This is a genomic window from Streptomyces jeddahensis (assembly GCF_001642995.1).
GTDB lineage: Bacteria > Actinomycetota > Actinomycetes > Streptomycetales > Streptomycetaceae > Streptomyces > Streptomyces jeddahensis.
The window spans coordinates 65,153-90,147 of record NZ_LOHS01000057.1 but is presented as its reverse complement, the minus strand read 5'-3'; the positions used below and the strand labels follow the sequence as shown (position 1 = coordinate 90,147).

At 70.0% G+C, this 24,995-nt stretch carries 21 protein-coding genes; 16 read left to right on the top strand and 5 right to left on the bottom strand.

Translation table 11 applies throughout. From position 1 onward, the window contains the following. Positions 1-70: 70 nt before the first annotated feature. The 8 genes from recG (at position 71) to mutM (ending at position 7,931) form a co-directional block, all read left to right on the top strand. On the top strand, positions 71-2,275 hold the full coding sequence (gene recG / locus STSP_RS09315; protein WP_067274580.1) for an ATP-dependent DNA helicase RecG: 2,205 nt from the start codon (positions 71-73) through the stop codon (positions 2,273-2,275). A gap of 111 nt (positions 2,276-2,386) precedes the next feature. Next, the gene (gene rsmD / locus STSP_RS09310; RefSeq protein WP_067274578.1) at positions 2,387-2,971 is read left to right on the top strand and encodes a 16S rRNA (guanine(966)-N(2))-methyltransferase RsmD; all 585 of its coding nucleotides are present in this window, start codon (positions 2,387-2,389) and stop codon (positions 2,969-2,971) included. 26 nt (positions 2,972-2,997) lie between these two features. Further along, positions 2,998-3,477 (top strand): pantetheine-phosphate adenylyltransferase, encoded by a 480-nt coding sequence (gene coaD, locus STSP_RS09305; RefSeq protein ID WP_198547300.1) that lies wholly within the window; start codon positions 2,998-3,000, stop codon positions 3,475-3,477. Positions 3,478-3,635: 158 nt separating this feature from the next. Next, positions 3,636-4,730: a cell division initiation protein gene (locus STSP_RS09300; RefSeq protein WP_067274573.1), complete on the top strand. Its 1,095-nt coding sequence runs from the start codon at positions 3,636-3,638 to the stop codon at positions 4,728-4,730. A gap of 212 nt (positions 4,731-4,942) precedes the next feature. Next, positions 4,943-5,581 carry a YceD family protein gene (locus tag STSP_RS09295; RefSeq protein ID WP_067274638.1) on the top strand — a complete coding sequence of 213 codons (639 nt, stop codon included), beginning with the start codon at positions 4,943-4,945 and terminating at the stop codon, positions 5,579-5,581. Between the two features lie 2 nt (positions 5,582-5,583). Beyond that, complete coding sequence (rpmF, locus tag STSP_RS09290; RefSeq protein WP_028802425.1) at positions 5,584-5,757, top strand: 50S ribosomal protein L32; 174 nt, start codon at positions 5,584-5,586, stop codon at positions 5,755-5,757. A gap of 7 nt (positions 5,758-5,764) precedes the next feature. Further along, positions 5,765-6,613 carry a ribonuclease III gene (gene rnc, locus STSP_RS09285; RefSeq protein WP_198547299.1) on the top strand — a complete coding sequence of 283 codons (849 nt, stop codon included), beginning with the start codon at positions 5,765-5,767 and terminating at the stop codon, positions 6,611-6,613. 448 nt (positions 6,614-7,061) lie between these two features. Beyond that, a complete protein-coding gene (mutM, locus tag STSP_RS09280) occupies positions 7,062-7,931 on the top strand; it encodes a bifunctional DNA-formamidopyrimidine glycosylase/DNA-(apurinic or apyrimidinic site) lyase (RefSeq protein WP_067274564.1) in 870 nt (289 codons plus the stop codon). Here the strand turns inward: mutM and STSP_RS09275 are convergent. Together STSP_RS09275 and STSP_RS09270 are read right to left on the bottom strand one after the other, a co-directional pair. After that, complete coding sequence (locus STSP_RS09275) at positions 7,928-8,350, bottom strand: winged helix-turn-helix transcriptional regulator (RefSeq protein WP_067274562.1); 423 nt, start codon at positions 8,348-8,350, stop codon at positions 7,928-7,930. The two genes, mutM and STSP_RS09275, sit on opposite strands and share 4 nt — an antisense overlap. Before the next feature lie 65 nt (positions 8,351-8,415). Then, positions 8,416-9,417, bottom strand: coding sequence for a CAP domain-containing protein (locus STSP_RS09270; RefSeq protein WP_332835356.1), 1,002 nt, complete (start codon positions 9,415-9,417; stop codon positions 8,416-8,418). Positions 9,418-9,490: 73 nt separating this feature from the next. Here STSP_RS09270 and STSP_RS09265 point away from each other — a divergent pair, with 73 nt between their 5' ends. The 4 genes from STSP_RS09265 to STSP_RS09250 all read left to right on the top strand — a co-directional run bounded on the left by STSP_RS09265 (position 9,491) and on the right by STSP_RS09250 (position 16,019). Beyond that, complete coding sequence (locus STSP_RS09265; protein WP_067274557.1) at positions 9,491-9,772, top strand: acylphosphatase; 282 nt, start codon at positions 9,491-9,493, stop codon at positions 9,770-9,772. Positions 9,773-10,150: 378 nt separating this feature from the next. Next, positions 10,151-10,363, top strand: coding sequence for a hypothetical protein (locus tag STSP_RS09260; RefSeq protein ID WP_067274555.1), 213 nt, complete (start codon positions 10,151-10,153; stop codon positions 10,361-10,363). Positions 10,364-10,680: 317 nt separating this feature from the next. Beyond that, positions 10,681-14,343 (top strand): chromosome segregation SMC family protein, encoded by a 3,663-nt coding sequence (locus STSP_RS09255; RefSeq protein WP_067274552.1) that lies wholly within the window; start codon positions 10,681-10,683, stop codon positions 14,341-14,343. 257 nt (positions 14,344-14,600) lie between these two features. After that, positions 14,601-16,019 carry a sugar porter family MFS transporter gene (locus STSP_RS09250; RefSeq protein ID WP_067274550.1) on the top strand — a complete coding sequence of 473 codons (1,419 nt, stop codon included), beginning with the start codon at positions 14,601-14,603 and terminating at the stop codon, positions 16,017-16,019. Positions 16,020-16,104: 85 nt separating this feature from the next. On the opposite strand, the gene STSP_RS09245 is transcribed toward STSP_RS09250, so the two are convergent. Both STSP_RS09245 and STSP_RS09240 read right to left on the bottom strand, forming a co-directional pair. Continuing rightward, positions 16,105-17,076, bottom strand: a complete 972-nt coding sequence (locus STSP_RS09245; protein ID WP_067274635.1) for an LLM class flavin-dependent oxidoreductase — start codon at positions 17,074-17,076, stop codon at positions 16,105-16,107. 95 nt (positions 17,077-17,171) lie between these two features. After that, positions 17,172-18,617, bottom strand: a complete 1,446-nt coding sequence (locus STSP_RS09240) for a purine-cytosine permease family protein (protein ID WP_067274547.1) — start codon at positions 18,615-18,617, stop codon at positions 17,172-17,174. 159 nt (positions 18,618-18,776) lie between these two features. On the opposite strand from STSP_RS09240, the gene ftsY reads away from it, so the two are divergent. After that, a complete protein-coding gene (gene ftsY / locus STSP_RS09235; RefSeq protein ID WP_067274543.1) occupies positions 18,777-19,988 on the top strand; it encodes a signal recognition particle-docking protein FtsY in 1,212 nt (403 codons plus the stop codon). A gap of 255 nt (positions 19,989-20,243) precedes the next feature. Here ftsY and STSP_RS09230 read toward each other — a convergent pair whose 3' ends face one another. Next, positions 20,244-20,906: a bifunctional DNA primase/polymerase gene (locus STSP_RS09230; RefSeq protein ID WP_067274540.1), complete on the bottom strand. Its 663-nt coding sequence runs from the start codon at positions 20,904-20,906 to the stop codon at positions 20,244-20,246. Positions 20,907-21,345: 439 nt separating this feature from the next. Between STSP_RS09230 and nsdA the strand changes: the two genes are divergently transcribed. From nsdA to STSP_RS09215, 3 genes are all read left to right on the top strand, one after another. Next, the gene (nsdA, locus tag STSP_RS09225) at positions 21,346-22,824 is read left to right on the top strand and encodes a transcriptional repressor NsdA (RefSeq protein ID WP_067274536.1); all 1,479 of its coding nucleotides are present in this window, start codon (positions 21,346-21,348) and stop codon (positions 22,822-22,824) included. Between the two features lie 482 nt (positions 22,825-23,306). After that, positions 23,307-24,653, top strand: coding sequence for an ammonium transporter (locus STSP_RS09220; protein ID WP_067274533.1), 1,347 nt, complete (start codon positions 23,307-23,309; stop codon positions 24,651-24,653). After that, positions 24,650-24,988 (top strand): P-II family nitrogen regulator, encoded by a 339-nt coding sequence (locus STSP_RS09215; RefSeq protein WP_030231663.1) that lies wholly within the window; start codon positions 24,650-24,652, stop codon positions 24,986-24,988. Before STSP_RS09220 ends, STSP_RS09215 begins: the two co-directional genes overlap by 4 nt. Positions 24,989-24,995: the final 7 nt, after the last annotated feature.

Here is a 24,995-nt window from a genome sequence, read left to right as displayed (position 1 = left end):
CACGTCGGGCGCACGTCGGGCAAGCACGATTCCGCGGACGTCTTCGGCATTGTCAGTGCCGTGGTGTGCAATGGATCTCGTGCCCGTGCTCGAAGAATCCCTCAAGAAAGTGATCGGCCCTGCCACAGCGAAGGTGATGGCCGAGCACCTCGGCCTGCACACGGTCGGCGACCTGCTGCACCACTACCCCCGGCGGTACGCCGAGCGGGGCGAGCTGACGCGCCTCTCCGACCTCCCGCTGGACGAGCACGTCACGGTGGTCGCGCAGGTTGCGAGCGCCCGGATCATGAAGTTCAGAGGCGGCAGCGGCCAGCGGCTCGAGGTGGTCATCACCGACGGCAGCGGCCAGCTGCAGCTGGTCTTCTTCGGCAAGGGCGTGCACAAGCCCCACAAGGACCTGCAGCCCGGCACGCGCGCGATGTTCGCGGGCAAGGCCTCCGTCTTCAACCGCAGGCTGCAGCTCGCCCACCCCGCGTACCAGCTGCTGCGCGGCGGCGATGACGACGAGACCGTGGACTCGTGGGCGGGAGCGCTCATCCCGATCTACCCGGCCACGGCGAAGCTGGAGTCCTGGAAGATCGCCAAGTCGGTGGACACGGTCCTGCCCAGCGCCCGCGAAGCCGTCGATCCGCTCCCGCCCGCTCTGCGCGAGGGCCGCGGACTCGTCCCGCTCCCCGAAGCGCTCCTCAAGATCCACCGGCCGGGCACGAAGGCGGACATCGCGGACGCCCGCGCGCGCCTGAAGTGGGACGAGGCATTCGTGCTCCAGGTCGCCCTGGCCCGGCGGCGGTACGCGGACACACAGCTCCCCGCCGTCGCCCGGGGGCCCAAGCCGGACGGCCTGCTCGCCGCCTTCGACGCCCGGCTGCCCTACACGCTCACCGAGGGCCAGCAGAAGGTCTCCAAGGAGATCTTCGACGACCTGGCGACCGAGCACCCGATGCACCGCCTCCTCCAGGGCGAGGTGGGTTCCGGGAAGACGATGGTGGCGCTGCGGGCGATGCTGGCCGTCGTCGACGCGGGCGGCCAGGCCGCGATGCTCGCGCCCACGGAGGTCCTGGCCCAGCAGCACCACCGGTCGATCACCGAGATGATGGGCGAGCTGGCCGAGGGAGGGATGCTCGGCGGCGCGGAGCAGGCCACCAAGGTCGTCCTGCTCACCGGTTCCATGGGCGCGGCGTCCCGCCGTCAGGCCCTCCTCGACCTGGTCACCGGCGAGGCCGGGATCGTCATCGGCACGCACGCCCTGATCGAGGACAAGGTGCAGTTCCACGACCTCGGCCTGGTCGTGGTCGACGAGCAGCACCGCTTCGGCGTCGAGCAGCGCGACGCCCTTCGAGGCAAGGGGCACTCCCAGGGGGAAAGGCGGACGCCGCACCTCCTCGTCATGACGGCGACGCCCATCCCGCGCACGGTCGCGATGACGGTCTTCGGCGACCTGGAGACCTCGGTCCTCGACCAGCTCCCCGCGGGCCGCTCGCCGATCGCCAGCCATGTCGTGCCGGCTCAGGACAAGCCGCACTTCCTGGCCCGCGCCTGGGAGCGGGTGCGCGAGGAAGTGGAGAACGGCCACCAGGCGTACGTGGTGTGCCCGCGCATCGGCGACGAGGAGCCGGAGGCCAAGGGAAAGAAGAAGTTGCCCGAGGACGAGGCGGAGAAGCGCCCGCCGCTCGCCGTCTTGGACGTCGCCGAGCAGCTCGCCCAAGGCCCTCTGCAAGGCCTCAAGGTGGAGATCCTGCACGGCCGTATGCAGCCCGACGACAAGGACGCCGTGATGCGCCGGTTCGCCGCGGGCGAGACGGACGTGCTGGTCGCGACGACGGTCATCGAGGTCGGTGTGAACGTCCCGAACGCCACGGCCATGGTCATCATGGATGCGGACCGCTTCGGCGTCTCCCAGCTGCACCAGCTGCGCGGCCGCGTCGGCCGCGGCTCCGCCCCGGGCCTGTGCCTGCTGGTCACGGACATGCCCGAGGCCAGCGCGGCCAGGTCCCGGCTGAACGCCGTCGCGTCGACCGTGGACGGCTTCGAGCTCTCCCGTATAGACCTGGAGCAGCGCCGCGAGGGCGACGTCCTCGGCCAGGCCCAGTCCGGCGCCCGCTCCTCTCTGCGGATGCTCACCGTCATCGATGACGAGGAGATCATCGCCGAGGCCCGCGAGGAGGCGGCGGCCGTCGTCGCCCGGGACCCGGAGCTCGAGCACCTCCCCGGCCTGCGCATGGCCCTGGACGCACTGCTCGACGAGGAGCGCGAGCAGTACCTGGACAAGGGCTGACAGAGCCGCACCGGGCGAGGGCTGACAGTGGCGAGGGGTGACAGAATGGAGGCACGGGGGCTGGGAAACTGAAGGCGTGACCAACGCGCACGTACTCCGACAAGGACAGAGATGACCCGCGTGATCGCCGGCCGGGCCGGCGGACGCCGCCTCGCCGTACCGCCGGGCAACGGCACCCGCCCCACATCCGACCGCGCGCGCGAGGGCCTCTTCTCCACCTGGGAGTCGCTGCTCGGCACGCTCGACGGCGTCCGGATAGCCGATCTGTACGCCGGGTCGGGAGCCGTCGGGCTCGAGGCGCTGTCCCGCGGTGCCGCCCACGCCCTCCTCGTCGAGGCCGACGGCCGAGCCGCCCGCACGGTCCGCGAGAACGTGCGCACTCTGGGACTTCCGGGAGCAGAGGTGCATACCGGAAAGGCAGCCCACATCATCGCGGGACCCGCCCCGGCCGACCCGTACGACCTGGTCTTCCTCGACCCCCCGTACGCCGTCTCGGACGACGATCTTCGGGAGATTCTGCTCACACTCCGCACCGGGGGCTGGCTCGCCGACGACGCCGTCGTCACCGTGGAGCGCAGCACCAGGGGCGGCGAATTCAGGTGGCCGGAGGGTTTCGAAGCGATCAGGGCCCGTCGTTACGGCGAGGGCACGTTTTGGTACGGTCGCGCCGCCTCTACGTGCGAAGACGCACCATGACCGGACCGGAGAGCGAGGGACTTCAGTTGCGCCGCGCCGTTTGTCCGGGGTCGTTCGACCCCATCACCAACGGACACCTCGACATCATCGCCCGAGCCTCCAAGCTCTATGACGTGGTGCACGTCGCGGTGATGATCAACCAGTCCAAGAAAGGCCTGTTCACCATCGACGAGCGGATCGAGCTGATCCGCGAGGTCACCGCCGAGTACGGCAACGTCCAGGTCGAGTCCTTCCACGGCCTCCTCGTCGACTTCTGCAAGCAGCGCGACATCCCGGCCATCGTCAAGGGCCTGCGGGCCGTCAGCGACTTCGACTACGAGCTGCAGATGGCCCAGATGAACAACGGCCTCACCGGCGTCGAGACGCTGTTCGTCCCGACGAACCCCACCTACAGCTTCCTCTCCTCGTCGCTCGTCAAGGAGGTCGCGACCTGGGGCGGCGACGTCTCCCACCTGGTGCCGCCGGTGGTCCTGGAGGCCCTCAAGAAGCGCCTCGGCAAGGACTGAACCCAAGGCCCAGGGGCTCGCCCCAAGGATCCAACCCGAGGACCCGACCCAAGGACTGAATCCCTGACGGCACGTCACCCGGTGTCGGGCCGCGGGGGACTGCCCGTACAGTCACCTTGTCCGTCTTCAACACAGCTGTAGAGAGTGGCGAGCGCCCGGTGGACGTGCAGAAGAAGCTCGATGAGATCGTCGCGGCGGTCGGCAGCGCCCGCTCCATGCCCATGTCGGCCTCGTGCGTGATCAACCGCGCCGAGCTGCTCTCGATGCTCGAGGAAGTACGCCAGGCGCTGCCCGGCTCCCTCGCCCAGGCGCAGGAGCTCATCGGCGACCGCGAGCAGATGGTCGAGCAGGCCCGCCAGGAGGCCGAGCGGATCATCGAGAGCGCGCATGCCGAGCGCGGCTCGCTGATCTCCGACACGGAGATCGCCCGGCGCTCGCAGGCCGAGGCCGACCGCATCCTCGACGAGGCCCGCAAGGCGGCCGAGGAGATCCGCGCCGAGGCCGACGACTACGTCGACTCCAAGCTCGCCAACTTCGAGGTGGTCCTCACCAAGACCCTCGGCTCCGTCGGCCGCGGCCGCGAGAAGCTGCTGGGCACCGGGCCGGGCGTCGACGAGCAGGGCTACGAGGACGAGGACGCCCCCGAGCGCAGCCACGACCCCGAGACCCTGCGCCGCACCGCCGACGAATACGTCGACGTGAAGCTCGGCGCCTTCGAGGCGGTGCTCGCCAAGACACTGGAGGCGGTCGGCCGCGGCCGGCAGAAGCTTCACGGCCGGATCGCCACCGACGAGCTGGGCGCCCTCGGCCCCGACGGCATGGCACGCCAGCACACCAGCGACGCCGAGTACCTGGCGGACCTCGCACAGCTGGCAGACCCGGCCGAGCCGGAGCCGTTCCCGTCCGCCCCGGCGGCGGCCGCGGCGACGGCCGACGCCCACATCCCGGCCCAGCAGCCCTACGGGCAGCAGGAGGCGTACGCGTACCAGCAGGAGTCCTACGGCTACCAGCAGCAGGCGGACACATACGCGTACCAGCAGCCCTACGGGCAGCAGGACCCGTACGGCTACCAGCAGGGCTACGACCAGAGCGGGCAGCAGCCGCAGCAGGCGTATGACCCGGGACAGGGCGACGAGCAGGGATACGGCTACGGCCGGTCGCAGGGCGGGCCCGCCGCACTGGACGAGACCAGCCTCTTCGACACGAGCATGATCAGCGCGGAGCAGCTGCGCCAGTACGAGCAGGGGCGCTGAGCCCACGCCGTTCCCGAGCCGCGGGGGCCGGCGAAGTGCGGATTGGGCCGAAAGCGAAAGGTCCAGTATCCTGGCTCTTCGGTCGGGCTTGTGCTGCGCTGACTCCGCAGACCGCCCGCTATCCGGGCTGCTCGTGGGGCGGTCCTCATTCCGGTGAGGCCGCGACGGAGCGGCTCTCCCCCGACCTTCGACGATCGAAAGCAGGAACGGCTCTGAACGCCCGCCTCGACCACCGCAACCCCCTCGTGTTCGACACGCACGAGCTGGGTCGGCGTCCTGGTGCGCTCCAGCGCCTGACCCGCACCGTCGACGCCCCCAAGGACTTCGGTCTCCAGGAAGTCATTGGAGTGCCGGAAGGCGCTCCGGTGGAGCTCGAACTCCGGCTGGAGTCGGTCATGGAAGGGGTGCTCGTCACAGGGACCGCCCGTGCGCGCGCCGAGGGGGAGTGCGTAAGGTGTCTGGAGCCGCTCGAGCTGGAGCTCGAAGCGGACTTCCAGGAGATGTTCTCGTACCCTGACGCCGACGACCGGGGCCGTGTGATCGCGGAACCGGGCGACGACGCCGAGGACGACGAGGACAGGCTCTTTCTCGAGGACGGCCTGTTCGACCTCGAGCCTGTGCTGCGCGATGCGGTGGTGCTCACACTGCCGATGCAGCCGGTGTGCCAGGAAGACTGCCCGGGCCTGTGCTCCCAGTGCGGAGCGCGGCTGGCGGACGACCCGGACCACCACCACGACGCCGTCGACATCCGTTGGGCGGCACTGCAGGGACTCGCCGAGACCATTCAGGACGGCGAGAAGGACGAGATGAGCGGCGCCGAAGCGGGCGTCGACGAGAAGCAGGAGAAGTAGCCGTGGCTGTTCCGAAGCGGAAGATGTCGCGCAGCAACACGCGCCACCGCCGGTCGCAGTGGAAGGCTGCGGTCCCCACCCTGGTTGCGTGCGAGCGCTGCCACGAGCCCAAGCAGCAGCACATCGCGTGCCCCGCTTGCGGCACCTACAACAAGCGCCAGGTCCTCGAGGTCTGAGCGGCTGGTGAGAGGCGCTGTGTCCATCCCCAAGAAGGCGGATGACGCCAGGAAGAACGGTCCCCGCACCGGCGGGGGTGTCCCGGCGGACAACACGGCCTCGTCCCACACGCTTCTGGAAGGGCGGCTCGGGTACAAGCTCGAGTCCGCCCTTCTGGTGCGTGCGCTGACCCACCGTTCGTACGCATACGAGAACGGCGGCCTGCCGACGAACGAGCGGCTCGAGTTCCTCGGGGACTCGGTGCTCGGACTCGTCGTCACGGACACGCTGTACCGCACCCACCCCGACCTGCCCGAAGGCCAGCTGGCCAAGCTGCGGGCCGCGGTGGTCAACTCGCGTGCGCTGGCGGAGGTGGGCCGCGGGCTCGACCTCGGTGCCTTCATCCGGCTCGGCCGGGGCGAGGAGGGCACGGGCGGCCGGGACAAGGCATCGATCCTCGCCGACACGCTCGAAGCGGTGATCGGCGCGGTCTATCTCGACCAGGGCCTCGACGTGGCGGCGGAGCTGGTGCACCGCCTCTTCGACCCGCTGATCGAGAAGTCCTCGAACCTCGGAGCCGGCCTGGACTGGAAGACCAGTCTCCAGGAGCTCACCGCGACCGAAGGCCTCGGCGTACCCGAGTACCTGGTCACGGAGACCGGCCCCGACCACGAGAAGACCTTCACTGCTGCCGCCCGCGTCGGAGGCGTCTCGTACGGCACCGGCACCGGCCGCAGCAAGAAGGAAGCGGAGCAGCAGGCCGCGGAGTCCGCGTGGCGCGCGATTCGCGCGGCGGCGGACGAGCGGGCGAAGGCCGCGGCAGCGGCCGGCTCTGACGGGGCCCCCGACGTTACGTCGGCCCCGACGACGGCCTGAGGGACGGGGTGCCGCGAGAGCGGCGCCCCCTCCGGCGGCGCCCGGTGCCCGTTGCGCGGGTGCGGCTCCGTGCCGCGGCGCCCACCCCTGTCTGCGGGTCGGGGCCGCGCCGGGATGTACGTCCTCGGTCTGGCGCCGAACCGTACATCGTTGACGGCGCCGTACGTTTGCGCCAGCCGCTGCGGGCGCACATCCCGCCACGTCCCCTTCGGCCCGTCGGCGCCTGCGGGTTGACTGTCGTGGCGGCACGAGCCGCTGACCGTTGTGGGCAGGCGTTCCGCAGGGTGGAACGGGTGGGCACAACCCACGGCGGCGGGTGCCCTTGCGTACGGCCTAGGCACAGGTACGGGGCAGGGCCCGCGGCGGGCGCAGTGCCCGCGGAGGTACCCTGCCGAGGCGTGGGGCGGCGCCCCAGATCGTCGTCGGCAAGCCCCTCCGGAGGAGACCCGTGCCAGAGTTGCCCGAAGTAGAGGTCGTACGGCGCGGACTCGCCCGCTGGACAGCCCACCGCACCATCGCCGACGCCGAAGTCCTCCACCCCCGAGCCGTACGACGCCACATCGGCGGCCCGGACGACTTCACACACCGCCTCAAGGGTCACGTCATAGGCGCCCCGAGCCGCCGCGGCAAGTACCTGTGGCTGCCGCTCGCCGACACGAACACTTCCGTGCTCGCCCATCTCGGCATGAGCGGACAGCTGCTCGTCCAGCCGTCCGAGGCCCCGGACGAGAAGCACCTGCGGATCAGGATCCGGTTCGCCGACGACCTGGGTACCGAACTTCGGTTCGTCGACCAGCGCACCTTCGGCGGACTCTCGCTGCACGAGAACACGCTCGACGGCCTTCCGGACGTCATCGAGCACATCGCGCGAGACCCCCTGGACCCGGAGTTCGACGAGGCCGCGTTCCACATCGCACTTCGCCGCCGCCGTACGACGATCAAGCGTGCCCTGCTCGACCAGTCACTGATCAGCGGCGTCGGCAACATCTACGCGGACGAGGCGCTGTGGCGGGCGAAACTGCACTACGACCGGCCCACCGCGACCTTCACCCGACCCCGTACCGCCGAGCTCCTCGGCTATGTCCGGGATGTCATGAACGCCGCACTGGCCGTCGGAGGCACCAGCTTCGACAGCCTGTACGTCAATGTGAACGGCGAATCCGGTTACTTCGACCGGTCCCTGGACGCGTACGGGCGGGAGGGCGAGCCGTGCCGGCGCTGCGGCACCGTCATGCGCCGGCGCCCCTGGATGAACCGCTCCAGCTACTTCTGCCCGCGCTGCCAGCGGCTGCCCGTCACCAGGCGGCGTCTTCCCTAGGCGCTCCGCGCGTCCGTCCCGCGCCTCGCGTCGTAGGACGCGCGCGCCCGGAGCACCTCGTCCATCCGGCCCTCGACGAAGTGGATGAGAGCCATCAGGCGCTCGGCCACCTCGCGGCCCAGGGGCGTCAGCTCGTAGTCCACGCGCGGCGGGTTCGTGGGCTGCGCCTCGCGGTGCACCAGACCGTCCCGCTCCAGCGCGTGCAGCGTCTGCGAGAGCATCTTCTCGCTGACCCCGTCCACGCGTCGGCGAAGCTCGTTGAAGCGGAAGCTGCCCTCGTGCAGCGCACCGAGGGTGAGCGCTCCCCAGCGACCGGTGACGTGCTCGAGCGTGCCGCGCGAGGGGCACAGCTTGGAGAACACGTCGAACGCCAGGTCCCGGCCTTCCATGCCGCACTCGGCCTGCGCGATGGGTTCCATGGCGCCACCATACTCCCGGACAGCGCTCGCCACAGGGGCGCGCTATCGGAAAGTTAGCGAAGAGCTCAGAAGCCGAAGTCCTGGGTCCACCACGGGCCGCCCGACCCGAACACGGCGCCGACGCCCATCGTCTCGTACTCGCAGTTGAGGATGTTGGCGCGGTGGCCGGGGCTGTTCATCCAGGCGTCCATCACGGACTGGGCGTTGGCCTGGCCGCGGGCTATGTTCTCGCCGCCCAGGTCGGAGATGCCGGCCGCCTCGGCGCGGTCCCACGGCGTGTCGCCGTCCGGGTCGGTGTGCGAGAAGAACCCGCGCTCGGCCATGTCCTCGCTGAAATGCTCGGCGAGCGCGGCCAGCCCGCTGTCCGCGCGCACCGGGCTGCAGCCGGCCTCGGCCCGCTCCTTGTTGACGAGCGTCAGTACCAGGGCCTCGGCAGCGCTCTCGGCGGGCTGCTCACCGGAGCCGGAGGCCGGCTGCTTGGACTCGGGCTCGGCGGTGCGCGACGGGCTGGTGGTCGTGGAGTCGGAACCAGTGCCGCCCGAGCCGGTCTCCTTGGCCGACGGCTTCTCGGACGGTGTCGCCGAGGGCTTGGCCGACGACGTCGACGGGGATGCGGACGGCGACGCGGAACGTTCGGTGCCGCGGCCCGTGTTGCCCGTCTCGCGGGCGTCGGCGCTCATGCTCTCGCCGCCCTGCGGCTCCAGTTCCGACGGGGATTCCGCGGCCTCGACCCTGTCGGAGCCGCCCCCGCCGATCCGGTAGTTGTCGCCGCCGGGCAGGATGCCTGAGGCCACAGCGACAGCGCCCACGGCGACGGCCGCGGACACGCCCAGCAGCCCCGTACGGACCGGGGCCGCGGCCCGCTTCCTGCGACGGTGCGAACCCCTGGCGGAGCGGTTGACCGAGGTGCCGGTCGCGGTGTCGGCGTATGCGTCCGCGTAAAGACTCGTGCCCGCTGCGGCGCGGCCCGTGGCGGCGCGGCCGGCGGCGGAGCGTCGGTGGCGTCCCATGCCCTGGCCTTCCTCGTCCTCGCGGTCGACATGATCACCCGAATGGGTGAGGTCCAACGGGTCGGGACGCTACCCCATGACACGAGAGGGCGAAGTGTCTCCTGAGCAATTGCCCGGTTAGCGTGCACCCATGAACGAAGATGTCCGGCTCACCGCATGGGTACGCGGACGAGTACAGGGAGTGGGTTTCCGCTGGTTCACGCGGGCCAAGGCTCTGGAGATCGGCGGCCTGAGTGGTTTTGCTCTCAATCTGGGCGACGGCCGGGTCCAGGTCGTCGCCGAGGGCCGCCGGGCCGACTGCGAGCAGCTCCTCGACTGGCTGAGGAACGGCGACACACCCGGGAGAGTCGACGGGGTCACTGAGATCTGGGACACCCCGCGCGGCGGATACGACGGCTTCGCCGTTCGCTGACGCGGAACCCCGGGCCGAGGTGGCGTGACATGCTCCGGGCACCCGCGTCCGGCAGAAACGACCTGGTGGTTGCCGAGAATCGCTTGCGATGGAAGGCTCCGCAGGCAAGGATGATCTGCACGCCCTCAGGGCCCCGCAGTGAGGCAGCGCCGCATGTTCTACGGCCGCATGCCCCCGGGCTGCCCGCCGTTACGGGCGTGATCGTGTTGACCGTCAAACTTTTTGGTGAGACGCTGGAAGCCCCGCGCACCTCAGCTGTTTGGCATGTAAGAACGGCACGATTGAACTGAAGACTGTCAAGCACCGCGGGTGCGAATCCCTCACGACCCATCGACCCAACCGCTTCGGTCGGTCACTCAGTGTGGAGGACCATCCATCATGGCAAAGGCGCTTCTCGGTTACGTCGGCGGCTCCGACCCTCGACTTCTCGCCGAGATGCGACGGCTTCAGCAGCGCGTCCAGGACCTGGAGTCCGAGCTCGTACGGATCCAGGCGGAGAACGACGCGCTTGCGGCTGCCGCTTCTCACCACCACGGCGACGAGCTCCTGGAGAGCATCGACGTACCCCAGGCGGAGCCTGCGCTCACCTGACCACACCTGATGAACAAGCTGGTCAGGCTGTCCGTGTCAACCGCTTGTCAAACCTCAAGGGACGCTTCGGCGTCCCTTCGTACTGTTCGTACAGATGTCCCCCGCACACCCGACGGCTTTCTTAACGTCTGATGTGCCCTGCACCTTCATCGATGAAACCGCAAGTTCATGCAAGTTCATGGAGTGAGACGGTGCGGTTGCGGAGGGTTATGTGCCGAGGGGTTTCCCGCACGTAGCGTCGCCGCACGGGGCGCCTGGCCGAGCGTCCTGATGCAGGGGCGGTGGCGGGAGACGGGAGAGAGGTAGAGTCCAGCGGCGTGCACCTCAAGGCCCTGACCCTGCGCGGCTTCAAATCGTTCGCCTCGGCGACCACGCTGCGATTTGAGCCTGGCATCACCTGTGTCGTCGGCCCGAACGGCTCCGGCAAGTCCAATGTCGTGGACGCGCTCAGCTGGGTCATGGGCGAGCAGGGCGCCAAGTCGCTGCGCGGCGGCAAGATGGAGGACGTCATCTTCGCCGGCACCACCGGGCGGCCGCCGCTCGGCCGCGCCGAGGTGTCCCTGACCATCGACAACTCCGACGGCGCACTGCCCATCGAGTACGCCGAGGTCACCATCACGCGGATCATGTTCCGCAACGGCGGCAGCGAGTACCAGATCAACGGCGACACCTGTCGGCTGCTCGACATCCAGGAACTGCTGTCCGACTCCGGCATCGGCCGCGAGATGCACGTCATCGTCGGGCAGGGCCAGCTCGACTCCGTCCTGCACGCAGACCCGATGGGCCGCCGCGCGTTCATCGAGGAGGCCGCCGGCGTCCTCAAGCACCGCAAGCGCAAGGAGAAGGCGCTGCGGAAGCTGGACGCGATGCAGGCCAACCTCGCCCGCGTCCAGGACCTGACCGACGAACTGCGCCGCCAGCTCAAGCCCCTGGGACGGCAGGCCGCCGTCGCCCGCCGGGCCGCCGTCATCCAGGCCGACCTCCGCGACGCCCGGCTCCGTCTCCTCGCCGACGATCTCGTGCGGCTGCGCACGGCGCTGCAGGCGGAGATCGCCGACGAGGCGGCGCTCAAGGAGCGCAAGGAGGCCGCCGAGGCCGAGCTGAAGGCTGCGCTCGCGCGGGAGGCCCAGCTCGAGGACGAGGTACGCCGTCTGACGCCGCGTCTGCAGCGGGCCCAGCAGACCTGGTACGAGCTGTCGCAGCTGGCCGAGCGGGTGCGCGGCACGATCTCGCTGGCCGACGCCCGGGTCAAGAGCGCCACCTCCGTGCCCGCCGAGGAGCGCCGCGGCCGGGACCCCGAGGACATGGAGCGCGAGGCCGCCCGGATCCGCGAGCAGGAGGCGGAGCTCGAGGCCGCGCTGGAGGCGGCCGAGCGGGCGCTCGAGGACACGGTCGCCCACCGCGCGGAGCTCGAGCGCGAGTTGGCCGTCGAGGAGCGCCGCCTCAAGGACGTCGCGCGGTCCATCGCCGACCGGCGTGAAGGGCTCGCCCGGCTGAACGGCCAGGTCAACGCGGCCCGTTCGCGCGCCGCAGCGGCCCAGGCGGAGATCGACAGGCTGGCCGCGGCCCGCGATGGGGCCCAGGAGCGCGCCGTCGCAGCCCAGGAGGAGTACGAGCAGCTCAAGGCCGAGGTCGACGGGCTGGACGAGGGCGACGCGGCCCTCGCCGAGCAGCACGAGGCCGCCCGGCGGGCGCTCGCGGACGCCGAGGCCGCGCTCACCGCGGCCCGGGAGGCAGCCACCACCGCCGAACGCAAGCGTGCCGCCCTTGCCGCCCGGCATGAGGCGCTGGCGCTGGGGCTGCGGCGCAAGGACGGTACGGGGGCGCTGCTGGGGGCGAAGGACCGCCTGACAGGACTGCTCGGTCCTGCAGCGGAACTCCTGTCGGTGGCCCCTGGGTACGAGGTGGCGGTGGCGGCCGCGCTCGGTGCGGCCGCGGACGCGGTGGCCGTCGCCAATCCGTCGACAGCAGCAGAAGCGATCCGCCTGCTGCGCAAGCAGGACGCGGGCCGTGCGGCCATGCTGTTGGGCGGGGCGCCGGAACCGGTGGTCTCTGCCGCCGCACGTACGCGTGGCGGGGCTCCGGCGGGTGCCGGGCGGGCCGTGGAGGGCTGGGCGTCTGGTGCGGCGGATGCCGCATCGCCTAGTGCCGGAGCACCCGGGTCCGCGGGGCCCGACGGTGCGCCCCTCGTCGCCGACCTGATCCGCGGCCCTGGTGACCTGCTGCCCGCCGTGCGGCGGCTCGTGCGGGACATGGTCGTCGTCGGCACCCTGGACGACGCCGAGGACCTCGTCTACGCCCACCCGGAGCTGGTCGCCGTCACCGCCGAAGGGGACGTGCTCGGTGCGCACTTCGCGCACGGCGGTTCCGCAGGGGCGCCCAGCCTGCTGGAGGTGCAGGCACAGGTCGACGAGGCCGCGGCCGAGCTGGAAGAGCTCGCCGTGCGCTGCGAGGAGCTGGCCGACGAGCAGCGTCGGGCCACCGAACGGCGTACGGAGTGCGCCGCCCTCGTCGAGGAGCTCGGGGAGCGGCGGCGGGCCGCAGACCGCGAGAAGTCGTCCGTCGCGCAGCAGCTCGGCAGGCTCGCCGGGCAGGCGCGCGGGGCCGCCGGCGAGGCCGAGCGGAGCGCCGCCGCTGCCGCCAGGGCCCAGGAGGCCTTGGAGAAGGCCGTCGCGGAGGTCGAGGAACTCGCCGAACGGCTGGCCGTCGCCGAGGAGATGCCGGTCGAGGAGGAGCCCGACACCTCCGTACGCGACCGGCTCGCGGCGGACGGGGCCAACGCCCGGCAGACCGAGATGGAGGCCCGCCTCCAGGTCCGTACGCACGAGGAGCGGGTCAAGGGGCTTGCCGGACGGGCCGATTCCCTCGACCGTGCCGCCCGCGCGGAACGAGAGGCACGCGCGCGTGCCGAACAGCGTCGGGCACGGCTGCGCCACGAGGCCGCCGTGGCCGAGGCCGTGGGCTCCGGCGCGCGCCAGCTCCTCGCCCATGTCGAGGTGTCCCTCGCGCGCGCCGAGGAGGAGCGCGCCGCTGCCGAGCGTGCCAAGGCCGACCGGGAGCAGGAGCTGACCGCTGCGCGCAACACGGGCCGTGATCTCAAGGCGGAACTCGACAAGTTGACGGATTCGGTGCACCGAGGGGAGGTACTCGGGGCCGAGAAGCGGCTGCGGATCGAGCAGCTGGAGGCCAAGGCACTGGAGGAGCTCGGTGTGGAACCGGCCGGTCTTGTCGCCGAGTACGGCCCTGACCAGCTCGTGCCGCCCTCGCCCCCCGCCGAGGGCGAGGAACTGCCCGACGACCCCGAGCATCCGCGCAACCAGCCCCGGCCGTTCGTCCGCGCCGAGCAGGAGAAGCGGCTCAAGTCAGCCGAACGGGCGTACCAGCAGTTGGGAAAGGTCAACCCGCTGGCCCTCGAGGAGTTCGCCGCGCTGGAGGAACGCCACAAGTTCCTCTCCGAGCAGCTCGAGGACCTGAAGAAGACGCGTGCCGATCTACTGCAAGTGGTGAAGGAGGTCGACGAGCGCGTCGAGCAGGTCTTCACCGAGGCGTACCGGGACACGGCCCGGGAGTTCGAGGGAGTGTTCTCGCGGCTCTTCCCCGGTGGCGAAGGCCGGTTGATCCTGACCGATCCCGACAACATGCTCACCACGGGCGTCGATGTGGAGGCACGGCCTCCGGGGAAGAAGGTCAAGCGGCTGTCGCTGCTCTCCGGCGGTGAGCGCTCGCTGACGGCGGTGGCCCTGCTGGTGTCGATCTTCAAGGCGCGGCCGAGCCCGTTCTACGTGATGGACGAGGTCGAAGCCGCCCTCGACGACACGAACCTGCAGCGGCTGATCCGGATCATGCAGGAGCTGCAGGAGAGTTCGCAGCTGATCGTGATCACGCACCAGAAGCGGACGATGGAGGTCGCGGACGCGCTGTACGGCGTGTCGATGCAGGGCGACGGCGTCTCGAAGGTGATCAGTCAGCGGCTTCGCTGACCGCCGATGGCACCGCCTGACCTGCGATGTCTTGGGTCGGCCCGAGTGCTCGGCTCAGATTCCTTCAATTCTTGAAGATGTCCTCCTTTGTTGGCGTGTTCTTGGTCACAGCACCTCCCCGGTTGACTTCAAATCTTGAAGGCATACGCTCTGCAACGTTGCTTTTACCTTCAGGTGGTGGGCCGCGCAAAGTTGTGCCCCACTGGAAGGGCCTGCCCCACCCCGGCGATGCTGCCGGTGGCCCGAGGAGTACTTACGTGACCAGCGCAGAGAAGGCACCGGCATCCGGAGCCAGGGAAGCTCATCCTGAGCATCTTGCACATGTCGTCTTCATCGCGGCAGCGGCCGCGATGGGCGGCTTCCTCTTCGGTTACGACAGTGCCGTGATCAACGGCGCCGTCGAGGCTATCCGGGATCGCTACGACATCGGCTCCGCGACCCTCGCCCAAGTGATCGCGATCGCGCTGATCGGCTGCGCCATCGGTGCTGCCACGGCGGGACGGATCGCCGACCGCATCGGCCGCATTCGCTGCATGCAGATCGCGTCGATTCTCTTCACCATCAGCGCCATCGGGTCCGCCCTGCCCTTCGCCCTGTGGGACCTGGCCTTCTGGCGGATCGTGGGCGGCTTCGCCATCGGTATGGCGTCCGTCATCGGCCCCGCCTACATCGCCGAGGTCGCACCGGCCGCGTACCGCGGACGGCTCGGCTCCTTCCAGCAGGCCGCGATCGTCATCGGCATCGCCGTCTCGCAGTTGGTCAACTACGCCATCCTGAACGCCGCGGGCGGCAACCAGCGCGGTCAGCTGATGGGCCTGGAGGCCTGGCAGGTCATGCTGGGCGTCATGGTCATCCCGGCCATCCTCTACGGTCTGCTCTCCTTCGCGATCCCCGAGTCGCCGCGCTATCTGATCGAGGCGGGGCACGACGTGCGCGCTCGCAAGGTGCTCGAGGAGGTCGAGGGCAAGAACGTCGATCTCGACGCCCGCGTGGAGGAGATCAGGCTCGCCATGCACCGCGAGGTGAAGCCGAGCTTCAAGGACCTGCTCGGCGGGACCTTCTTCTTCAAGCCGATCGTCTGGATCGGTATCGGACTCTCGGTCTTCCAGCAGTTCGTCGGCATCAACGTGGCGTTCTACTACTCGGCGACGCTGTGGCAGTCGGTCGGTGTCAACCCGGCGGACTCGTTCCTGTACTCGTTCACCACGTCGATCATCAACATCGTCGGCACCGTGATCGCCATGATCTTCGTCGACAGGATCGGCCGGAAGCCGCTCGCGATCATCGGTTCCGTCGGTATGGTCGTCGGCCTCGCGCTGGAGGCCTGGGCCTTCAGTTACGACCTGGTGGACGGCAAGCTGCCGAGCACCCAGGGCTGGGTCGCCCTGGTCGCGGCCCACATGTTCGTCCTCTTCTTCGCCCTCTCCTGGGGTGTGGTCGTCTGGGTCCTGCTCGGCGAGATGTTCCCGAACCGGATCCGTGCCGCGGCGCTCGGCGTGGCCGCCTCCGCCCAGTGGATCGCCAACTGGGTGATCACCGCGACCTTCCCGTCCCTGGCCGACTGGAACCTCTCCGCGACGTACATCATCTACACGGTCTTCGCTGCGCTCTCGATCCCCTTCGTGCTCAAGTTCGTGAAGGAGACCAAGGGCAAGGCGTTGGAGGAGATGGGCTAAGTCCCCGCTGCCCCTCTCCTCGACTCCTGCGTCGCCCCGGCCCGGCCTCTGCCCGGACCGGGGCGGCGCCGCATTCCCCGGACTCTCAGTCCTTCAGGCGCGGAAGCACCTGCTCGGCGAACAGACGCAGGCTGCGCCAGCCCTCGTCAACCGGCATGCCGCCGCAGAGCGGATGCAGCACGTGGTTGTCCGCGCCCAGCTGCACGCACTCGTCCGGGGTGACGACGCGGTAGACGCCCTCGGCGCGCAGCTCCTCCACCGTCGTCGCCGCCGACCGCACGGCCGACTTGATGTCCGACGACTGCCAGGACGCGTAGGTGCGCGCCTCATGCAGGAAATGCTCGCCGTACTCGGCCCACACCCGGTCCGGATCCTCGGCGATATGCAGCAACGGCGTCTCGGCGGCGGGCATCATGCAGAACCCCTCGGTGCCGTACTCGGCGCACCGCTCCTGGTAGTACGCCTCGAGCTCCGGCAGATGCGCGCTGGGGAAGAACGGCAGCCCGAGGCGGGCGGCCCTGCGCGCGGCGGCCTGCGAGGAGCCGCCGACCAGCAGCAGCGGATGGGGCTGGTTGTACGGGCGCGGGGTGACCCGGACCGTGCGGCCGCGGAACTCGAACGGTTCGCCCGTCCACGCCTTGAGCAGCGTCTCCAGCAGCTCGTCCTGCAGCCGCCCCCGCCGCTTCCACTCGACGTCGAAGGCCGCGTACTCCTCGGGCCGGTAGCCGATCCCCACCACGGTCACCAGCCGCCCGCCGCTGAGCAGGTCCAGTACGGCGATGTCCTCCGCGAGCCGCAGCGGATCGTGCAGCGGGCCGATGACCGCCGACACCGTGACGGCGATGTGCCGTGTCGCGCCGAACACCGCGCCCGCGAAGGCGAAGGGCGACGGCAGCCAGTTGTTCGGCACGCCGTGGTGCTCCTCGGTCTGCACCGTCGTGACACCGCGCTCGTCGGCGTACGCGGCCATCTCCAGCGCGGCGCGGTAGCGGGCGCTCAGCGACGCGGGCGTGGCGGCGGGATCGACCAGATTGAAACGTACGACCGTGACGGGCATGACGACGTCCCCCTTCACCATGGGCGGGCGAGGGGACGTTAGCTGACGGTGCGTCAGATGAACAGGGGTAGGTGGAGGCGGGTAGGTGGAGGCGGTCAGACGCCGACGAGCTCGGCCTCGTCGGTCGCCCGCTCCGACGGGACCTCCACGACGGGCGCCTTCGGCAGCACCGCGTACAGCGCAGCCGCGACGACGATGGTGGCCAGCCAGCCCAGGCCGTTGCGGCCGATCCACGACGTGGCCAGCGGACCGCTGAACCAGTCGACCTTCGTGAAGAGCAGGCCCACCATGAGCGCGACGGCCCAGCCGGTCATCGCCTGCCAGGCGAAACCGCCCCGGTACCAGTAGGCGCTGGTGCGCCCGGTGTCCATGAGCGCCTCACCGTCGTACGTCCGCCTGCGCAGCATGTCGACGCCGAAGACGCCGATCCACGCGGAGAACGCCACCGCGAGCAGTGTCAGGAAGGAGATGAACGACCCCATGAAGCTCGTCGCCACGTTCATCAGCAGATAGCCGAGGACCAGGCTGATCACCGCGTTGACGCTGACCGCCCACGCGCGCGGCACCCTGACCCCGAGCGTCTGCGCGGTGAAGCCCGCCGAGTACATCGACATCGAGTTGATCAGCAGCATGCCGATCAGGGCCATCAGCAGATACGGGACCGCGATCCAGGTCGGCAGCAGCTCGCCCAGGAACGACACCGGGTCCGACGCGGACGACAGGCCGGGGACGCTGACCGCCATGACCGCACCCATCAGCACGAGCGGCAGCACGACGATGCCCGCGCCGCCGACCGCGTGCCCGACCAGCGCCTTGCCGGACGCGGTGCGCGGCAGATAGCGCGTGAAGTCCGGGGCGGACGGCGCCCAGCTGAGACCGCCGGCGGCGATCGTGCCGATACCCGCGACCATCATCGCCGTGGATCCGGCGGGCTTGCCGAAGACCTGGGACCAGTCGGTGTTCGCGACCAGATACACCAGCACCAGGACGCTGAACGCGCCGAAGAGATAGGTCGACCAGGTGCTGCAGACGTGCAGCACCCTCCGGCCCAGGCCGCTGATCAGGAACGTACCGGCGACGAACGCGACCAGCGTGACGACGGTCAGCGCCGCGCTGCTCTCGATGCCGAAGCAGATGTCGAGGACGGTGAGGATCGCATACGCGCCGGTCACGGCGTTGATCGTCTCCCAGCCCCAGCGGGCGACCCAGATCAGGGCGCCGGGGAAGAAGTTGCCGCGCTGGCCGAAGACGGCGCGCGACAGGGTCATGCCCGGGGATCCGCCGCGTGTGCCCGCGACGGATATCAGGCCGACCAGTCCGTAGCCGAGGACCGGCGAGACCGCGGCGACCACGAGGATCTGCCAGAAGTTGAGGCCGCCTGTGACGACCAGTCCGGCGCCCATGGTCAGCAGCAGGACGCTGATGTTGGCTGCCACCCAGGTGGGGAACAGCTCACGGGTCCTGGCGTGCCGCTCGGAGTGGGGGACGGGGTCGATGCCGCGGGTTTCGAGTGCGCCGTCGGAGGGGGCGGTGGTGCTCATGAAGGGGGTGTCGTACCTCTCGCTCGGCTCGGCAGGAGAGCCGGGTGGGGGAAGGCGTCATCGTACGTTAGTCCGAGTTGCACCATCAAGCGGCTTAGATCCTTGGAGGAATGTCCAACCGGCCTGCCCCGGGCACCCATGGCTGATACTGGACGCGTTATGGACATCGTCATCCTTGCTGTAGTCATCGCCGTTGTCGTGATCGGCGCGCTCGGCGGGCTCGTGGTCGGCAGCCGCAGAAGGAAGCAGCTGCCCCCGCCGCCCACCGCGCCCGAGATCACCGCCCCTCCGGCCGAGCCGCACGTCGGCGAAGAGGCCGAGACGCCGCGCGACGAACCCCGCCGCACGATCGAGGAGGTCGACCTCCCGCTCGTCGAGCCGGGGGCGTCCGCCCCTGTCGTGGTCGAGGAGCCCCCAGCCCCGGCCGCCCCCGAGATCGAGATCCCCGAGCCGACCGCGGGACGGCTGGTGCGCCTGCGTGCCCGGCTCTCCCGCTCGCAGAACGCGCTCGGCAAGGGACTGCTCACGCTGCTCTCGCGCGAGCACCTGGACGAGGACACCTGGGAGGAGATCGAGGACATTCTCCTCACCGCCGATGTGGGCGTCGCCCCCACCCAGGAGCTCGTCGAGCGGCTGCGCGAGCGCGTCAAGGTGCTCGGCACGCGTACGCCCGAGGAGCTGCGCGGCCTGCTGCGCGAGGAGCTCCTGAAGCTCGTCGGCACCGACTTCGACCGCACGGTCAACACCGAGTCCGCCCTGGACACGCCCGGCATCGTGATGGTCGTCGGCGTCAACGGCACCGGTAAGACCACGACCACCGGCAAGCTCGCGCGCGTGCTCGTCGCCGACCGCAAGTCCGTCGTGCTCGGCGCCGCGGACACCTTCCGCGCGGCCGCCGCCGACCAGCTGCAGACGTGGGGCGAGCGCGTGGGCGCCCGTACCGTGCGTGGTCCTGAGGCCGGCGACCCCGCGTCCGTCGCCTACGACGCCGTGAAGGAAGGCATCGCGGAGGGCGCCGATGTCGTGCTGATCGACACCGCGGGCCGGCTGCACACCAAGACAGGTCTGATGGACGAGCTCGGCAAGGTCAAGCGCGTCGTCGAGAAGCACGCACCGCTGGACGAGGTCCTGCTCGTCCTGGACGCCACCACCGGCCAGAACGGCCTGGTCCAGGCGCGTGTCTTCGCCGAGGTCGTCGACATCACCGGCATCGTGCTCACCAAGCTCGACGGCACGGCGAAGGGCGGCATCGTCGTCGCGGTCCAGCGGGAGCTGGGCGTGCCGGTCAAGCTCGTGGGCCTCGGCGAGGGCGCGGACGACCTGGCCCCCTTCGAGCCCGAGGCGTTCGTGGACGCGCTCATCGGCGAGTGAGCACGTTCACGACGTCACCTACGCAGAAGAAGGGCCCACCGCGTACTGCATCGCGGTGGGCCCTTCATCGTGTCCCTTGTCGGGGCCTCAGCAGGTCGGGCGAAGTCCGCTGCGGTTCGGCAGCGACCACGCCCTGAAGGGGCGGGGCTGTGACATATGCGGCTCCGCCGCGCGGGCGCGACCAGCCACGATGGTGCCGCAGACGATTGACGGCACATCGCGGCACTTGCAATCGCGGCACTCCCAGCGAAACGGCTAGACGCACAGGCGATGCGCCACGTACGCCAGCGTCCCGAGCAGCAGTCGCGCCTGCGGGGGATCGGTGGCCGAGTCGAGGGCGGGGGAGCGGAGCCAGCGGACCGGGCCGAGGCCGCCGCGGTCGGAGGGCGGTGCCGTGATGTGGGCACCGGGGCCAAGACCGTGCAGATCGAGGGCCGCGTCGTCCCAGCCCATCCGGTAGAGAAGTGCCGGGAGCTGCGCCGCGGCACCCGGGGCGACGAAGAAGTGCGCCCGGCCGTCCGGCGTCGCTGTCACCGGGCCCACCGGAATCCCCATGCGCTCCAGCCGCACGAGCGCGCGCCGGCCGGCCGCCTCGCTCACCTCGATCACGTCGAAGGCGCGCCCCACCGGCAGCATGATCGCGGCCCCGGGGTACTGGCCCCAGGCCTCCGTGACCTCGTCGAGCGTGGCCCCCGCCGGGACGGCGGAAGCGAAGTCGAGGGCGTGGGCACCGGGAGCCGGGCAGTCGGGCCTGCCGCATGAGCAGGTTCCGTCGGCCGCGCGCGCCCCGGGGACGACGTCCCATCCGCACAGGCCGGTGAACTCCGCCACCGCGGTGCACTCGGACGCCCGTCCGCGACGCCGTGAGCCGGGCCGGATCTCGCGCATCCCCCGGCTGCTGCCGATTGTGAAGCCCATGCCCCCTCCAACGGGTCCGGTCGGCCGGTGGTTACGAGACCGTCGTCCGTGACTCTCTGCTCTCGCCCTCCGCGACTCTCCGGTCATGACGGCGTCCGGCTGCACAGCGGGTGGTGCGCCAGGCCCTTTGCGCCCTGGCATGCATCGCTCCACCGCTTCCGCGCGCCTGGCGTCAAGTCAACCGTCTGTCACCTCCCTGGAGTTCATTCGAAGGGGTGGCGAATGGTGGCGATTCCTGGAAGGGCCTCGCCGGAGGGGTGATCGTAGGATTACTTTGAGTACACGAGAGCTGGGATGTACGCACTCGTGGGTATGCCAAGGGCAAGCCGGTTCCGTACGGAGGGTGACAACCGCCGGACGTGCGACCGCGAGACACGGCATCCTGGGGGCTTGCGGCACACCCGCGCAGACAAGTGACTTGAAGGATGGGGGCATTCCAGTGGGCGGCAACGGTGGACCCGGTGCGAACGCTGAGAAGCGCCCCAACGAGCTGCTGAACTCGTGGTTCGTACGCAGCGGCTGGTCGAAGGGCGAGCTGGCGCGTCAGGTGAACCGCCGCGCCCGGCAACTGGGCGCCAACCACATCTCCACCGACACCTCGCGGGTGCGCCGCTGGCTGGACGGCGAGAATCCGCGCGAGCCGATCCCGCGCATCCTCTCCGAGCTCTTCTCCGAGCGGTTCGGCTGTGTTGTCGCCGTCGAGGACCTGGGTCTGCGGGCCGCGCACCAGTCGCCCTCCGTGTCCGGTGTGGACCTGCCCTGGACGGGTCCGGGGACCGTGGCGCTGATCAGCGAGTTCTCACGCAGTGACCTGATGCTGGCGCGGCGCGGCTTCCTCGGGACCTCGCTGGCCCTGTCCGCGGGCCCCGCCCTCATCGAGCCCCTGCAGCGCTGGCTCGTGCCCGCACCCGCCTCGCCGCACGGCGAGCCCGAGGCTTCGAGGTCCGGCGCCCGCCGCGGCAACCGGCTCTCCGGGCCGGAGCTCGAACTCCTCGAGTCCACCACCGTCATGTTCCGCCAGTGGGACGCCCAGTGCGGCGGCGGCCTGCGCCGCAAGGCGGTCGTCGGCCAGTTGCACGAGGTGACGGATCTGCTGCAGGAGCCCCAGCCGGCGCCGACCACCAAGCGGCTGTTCAAGGTCGCCGCAGAGCTCGCCGAGCTGGCCGGCTGGATGAGCTATGACGTGGGCCTCCAGCCCACCGCGCAGAAGTACTTCGTCCTGGCCCTGCACGCCGCCAAGGAAGCAGGCGACAAGCCCTTCGGGTCGTTCGTCCTCTCCAGCATGAGCCGCCAGATGATCCACCTCGGCCGTCCGGACGACGCCCTGGAGCTCATCCATCTCGCGCAGTACGGAAGTCGTGACTGTGCGTCACCGCGCACCCAGGCGATGCTGTATGCGATGGAGGCGCGCGCCTACGCGAACATGGGCCAACCCGGCAAGTGCAAGCGAGCCGTCCGCATGGCCGAGGACACCTTCGCCGACGCCGTCGAGTTCGACGAGCCCGAGCCCGACTGGATCCGCTTCTTCTCCGAGGCCGAGCTCAACGCCGAGAACGCCCACTCGTACCGTGACCTCGCCTATGTGGCAGGCCGCAGCCCTGCCTACGCCTCCCTCGCCGAACCCCTCATGGCCAAGGCCGTGGAGCTCTTCGGCCAGGACACCGAGCACCAGCGGTCGTACGCACTGAATCTGATCGGCATGTCCACCGTCCACCTGCTGCGCAGGGAGCCGGAGGAGAGCGCTGTCCTGGCCGAGAAGGCCATGACCATCGCCAAGAAGGTCCGCTCGGAGCGCGTGAACACCCGCATCCGCAAGACCGTGGACACGGCCGTGCGGGACTTCGGGGACGTCGCCGAGGTCGTCGATCTGACCGAGCAGCTCGCCGTCCATCTGCCCGAGACCGCCGAGGCCGTCTGAGCAGGTCGGGCGAAGTCGGCTGCGGTTCGGCAGTGCCCTGACGGGGCGGGGAGCTGTGACGAATGCGGCTCCGCCGCGATGGGTCCCCCTGGAGCGAAGCCGAGAACTTGGGGCAGCGACCAGTCGCATCGTCCACGGGCGCCGACGTCCCTCTCGTGGGCCCGGCAGGGTGCCGTAGGTGCTTCTCGCATGCCGTGGGTGTTTCTCACACGGCCGAGGGGGTCTCTCCATCGATGGCTGCTGCCGCAGCGGGCGAGTTCTGCGTCCCTCTTCTCGAAGGTTGCGCCACGATAACGATCGGGCGGCCTGAGATCCGGCAGTTCATGTATCCGTAACACCCACATCGGCTTCGTCACTAGCGCGAAACATCGAGTGGCTTCCGTCGAAACGGCGCTGCGACAACCTCTGGCGCATAACCGGCCCACCCCTCTACCCGATAAGGCTTCGCCCGCACGGGGCCGTACTACGACGAGGAGACGCCGATGGCTTCAGCCATCACGCTTGCGGCAGACGCTCCAACGCTGTCTGCCGCCAACACCGGATTCATGCTTATCTGTTCTGCCCTGGTGATGCTCATGACACCGGGCCTGGCCTTCTTCTACGGAGGCATGGTCCGAGTCAAGAGCACCCTGAACATGCTGATGATGAGCTTCATCAGCCTGGGCATCGTCACCATCCTGTGGGTGCTGTACGGCTTCTCCCTCGCCTTCGGCACCGACTCCGGCGGAATCATCGGCTGGTCCTCCGACTACGTCGGACTCAGCGGAATCGGCCTCACCCAGCTCTGGGACGGCTACACGATTCCGATCTACGTCTTCGCCGTCTTCCAGCTGATGTTCGCGATCATCACCCCGGCGCTGATCAGCGGTGCGCTGGCCGACCGCGTGAAGTTCACCGCCTGGGCGCTGTTCGTCGCCCTGTGGGCCACGGTCGTGTACTTCCCGGTCGCGCACTGGGTCTGGGGCGCCGGCGGCTGGGCCTTCGAGCTCGGCGTCATCGACTTCGCCGGTGGTACGGCGGTCCACATCAACGCCGGTGCGGCCGCGCTCGGCGTGATCCTGGTCATCGGCAAGCGCGTCGGCTTCAAGAAGGACCCGATGCGTCCGCACAGCCTGCCGCTCGTCATGCTCGGCGCCGGTCTGCTGTGGTTCGGCTGGTTCGGATTCAACGCCGGTTCGTGGCTGGGCAACGATGACGGCGTCGGCGCGCTGATGTTCGTCAACACGCAGGTCGCCACCGCCGCCGCGATGCTCGCCTGGCTGATCTACGAGAAGATCCGCCACGGTGCGTTCACCACGCTGGGTGCCGCCTCCGGTGCGGTCGCGGGTCTGGTCGCGATCACCCCGTCCGGTGGTTCCTGCTCCCCGCTCGGTGCCATTGCCATCGGCGCCATCGCCGGTCTGCTCTGCGCCATGGCCGTCGGCCTCAAGTACAAGTTCGGCTACGACGACTCGCTCGACGTCGTGGGTGTCCACCTCGTCGGCGGTGTGGTCGGCTCCATCCTCATCGGCTTCTTCGCCACGGGCGGCGGCCAGTCCGACGTCGCGGGTCTCTTCTACGGCGGCGGCCTCGCCCAGCTGTGGAAGCAGCTGGCCGGTGTCGGTGTGGTCCTCGCGTACTCGCTCATCGCCTCCGCGATCCTTGCCTTCCTCATCGACAAGACGATCGGGATGCGGGTCTCCGAGGACGAAGAGGTGGCCGGCATCGACCAGGTCGAGCACGCCGAGACCGCGTACGACTTCAGCGGCGCCGGCGGCGGCGCGGCTTCCCGCACGGTGGCACCCGCCCCGGCCCAGGGCGTGGCGGAGAGCAAGAAGGTGGACGCATGAAGCTCATCACGGCAGTCGTCAAGCCCCACCGGCTCGACGAGATCAAGGAAGCCCTCCAGGCCTTCGGCGTCCACGGGCTGACGGTCACCGAGGCCAGCGGCTACGGTCGTCAGCGCGGGCACACCGAGGTGTACCGCGGTGCCGAGTACACGGTCGACCTGGTCCCGAAGATCCGCATCGAGGTGCTGGTCGAGGACGACGACGCAGAACAGCTGATCGACGTCGTCGTGAAGGCCGCTCGCACCGGCAAGATCGGTGACGGCAAGGTCTGGAGCATCCCGGTCGAGACGGCCGTACGGGTGCGGACGGGCGAGCGCGGACCCGACGCGCTCTGACCGCTCT

Bases quoted from the DNA above. Each gene is read 5' to 3' on its own strand.
- recG (WP_067274580.1), top strand. From the start codon at position 71: ATGGATCTCGTGCCCGTGCTCGAAGAATCCCTCAAGAAAGTGATCGGC.
- rsmD (WP_067274578.1), top strand. From the start codon at position 2,387: ATGACCCGCGTGATCGCCGGCCGGGCCGGCGGACGCCGCCTCGCCGTA.
- STSP_RS09275 (WP_067274562.1), bottom strand. From the start codon at position 8,350: ATGGAACCCATCGCGCAGGCCGAGTGCGGCATGGAAGGCCGGGACCTG.
- STSP_RS09265 (WP_067274557.1), top strand. From the start codon at position 9,491: ATGAACGAAGATGTCCGGCTCACCGCATGGGTACGCGGACGAGTACAG.
- STSP_RS09260 (WP_067274555.1), top strand. From the start codon at position 10,151: ATGGCAAAGGCGCTTCTCGGTTACGTCGGCGGCTCCGACCCTCGACTT.
- STSP_RS09245 (WP_067274635.1), bottom strand. From the start codon at position 17,076: ATGCCCGTCACGGTCGTACGTTTCAATCTGGTCGATCCCGCCGCCACG.
- STSP_RS09240 (WP_067274547.1), bottom strand. From the start codon at position 18,617: ATGAGCACCACCGCCCCCTCCGACGGCGCACTCGAAACCCGCGGCATC.
- ftsY (WP_067274543.1), top strand. From the start codon at position 18,777: ATGGACATCGTCATCCTTGCTGTAGTCATCGCCGTTGTCGTGATCGGC.
- STSP_RS09230 (WP_067274540.1), bottom strand. From the start codon at position 20,906: ATGGGCTTCACAATCGGCAGCAGCCGGGGGATGCGCGAGATCCGGCCC.
- STSP_RS09220 (WP_067274533.1), top strand. From the start codon at position 23,307: ATGGCTTCAGCCATCACGCTTGCGGCAGACGCTCCAACGCTGTCTGCC.
- STSP_RS09215 (WP_030231663.1), top strand. From the start codon at position 24,650: ATGAAGCTCATCACGGCAGTCGTCAAGCCCCACCGGCTCGACGAGATC.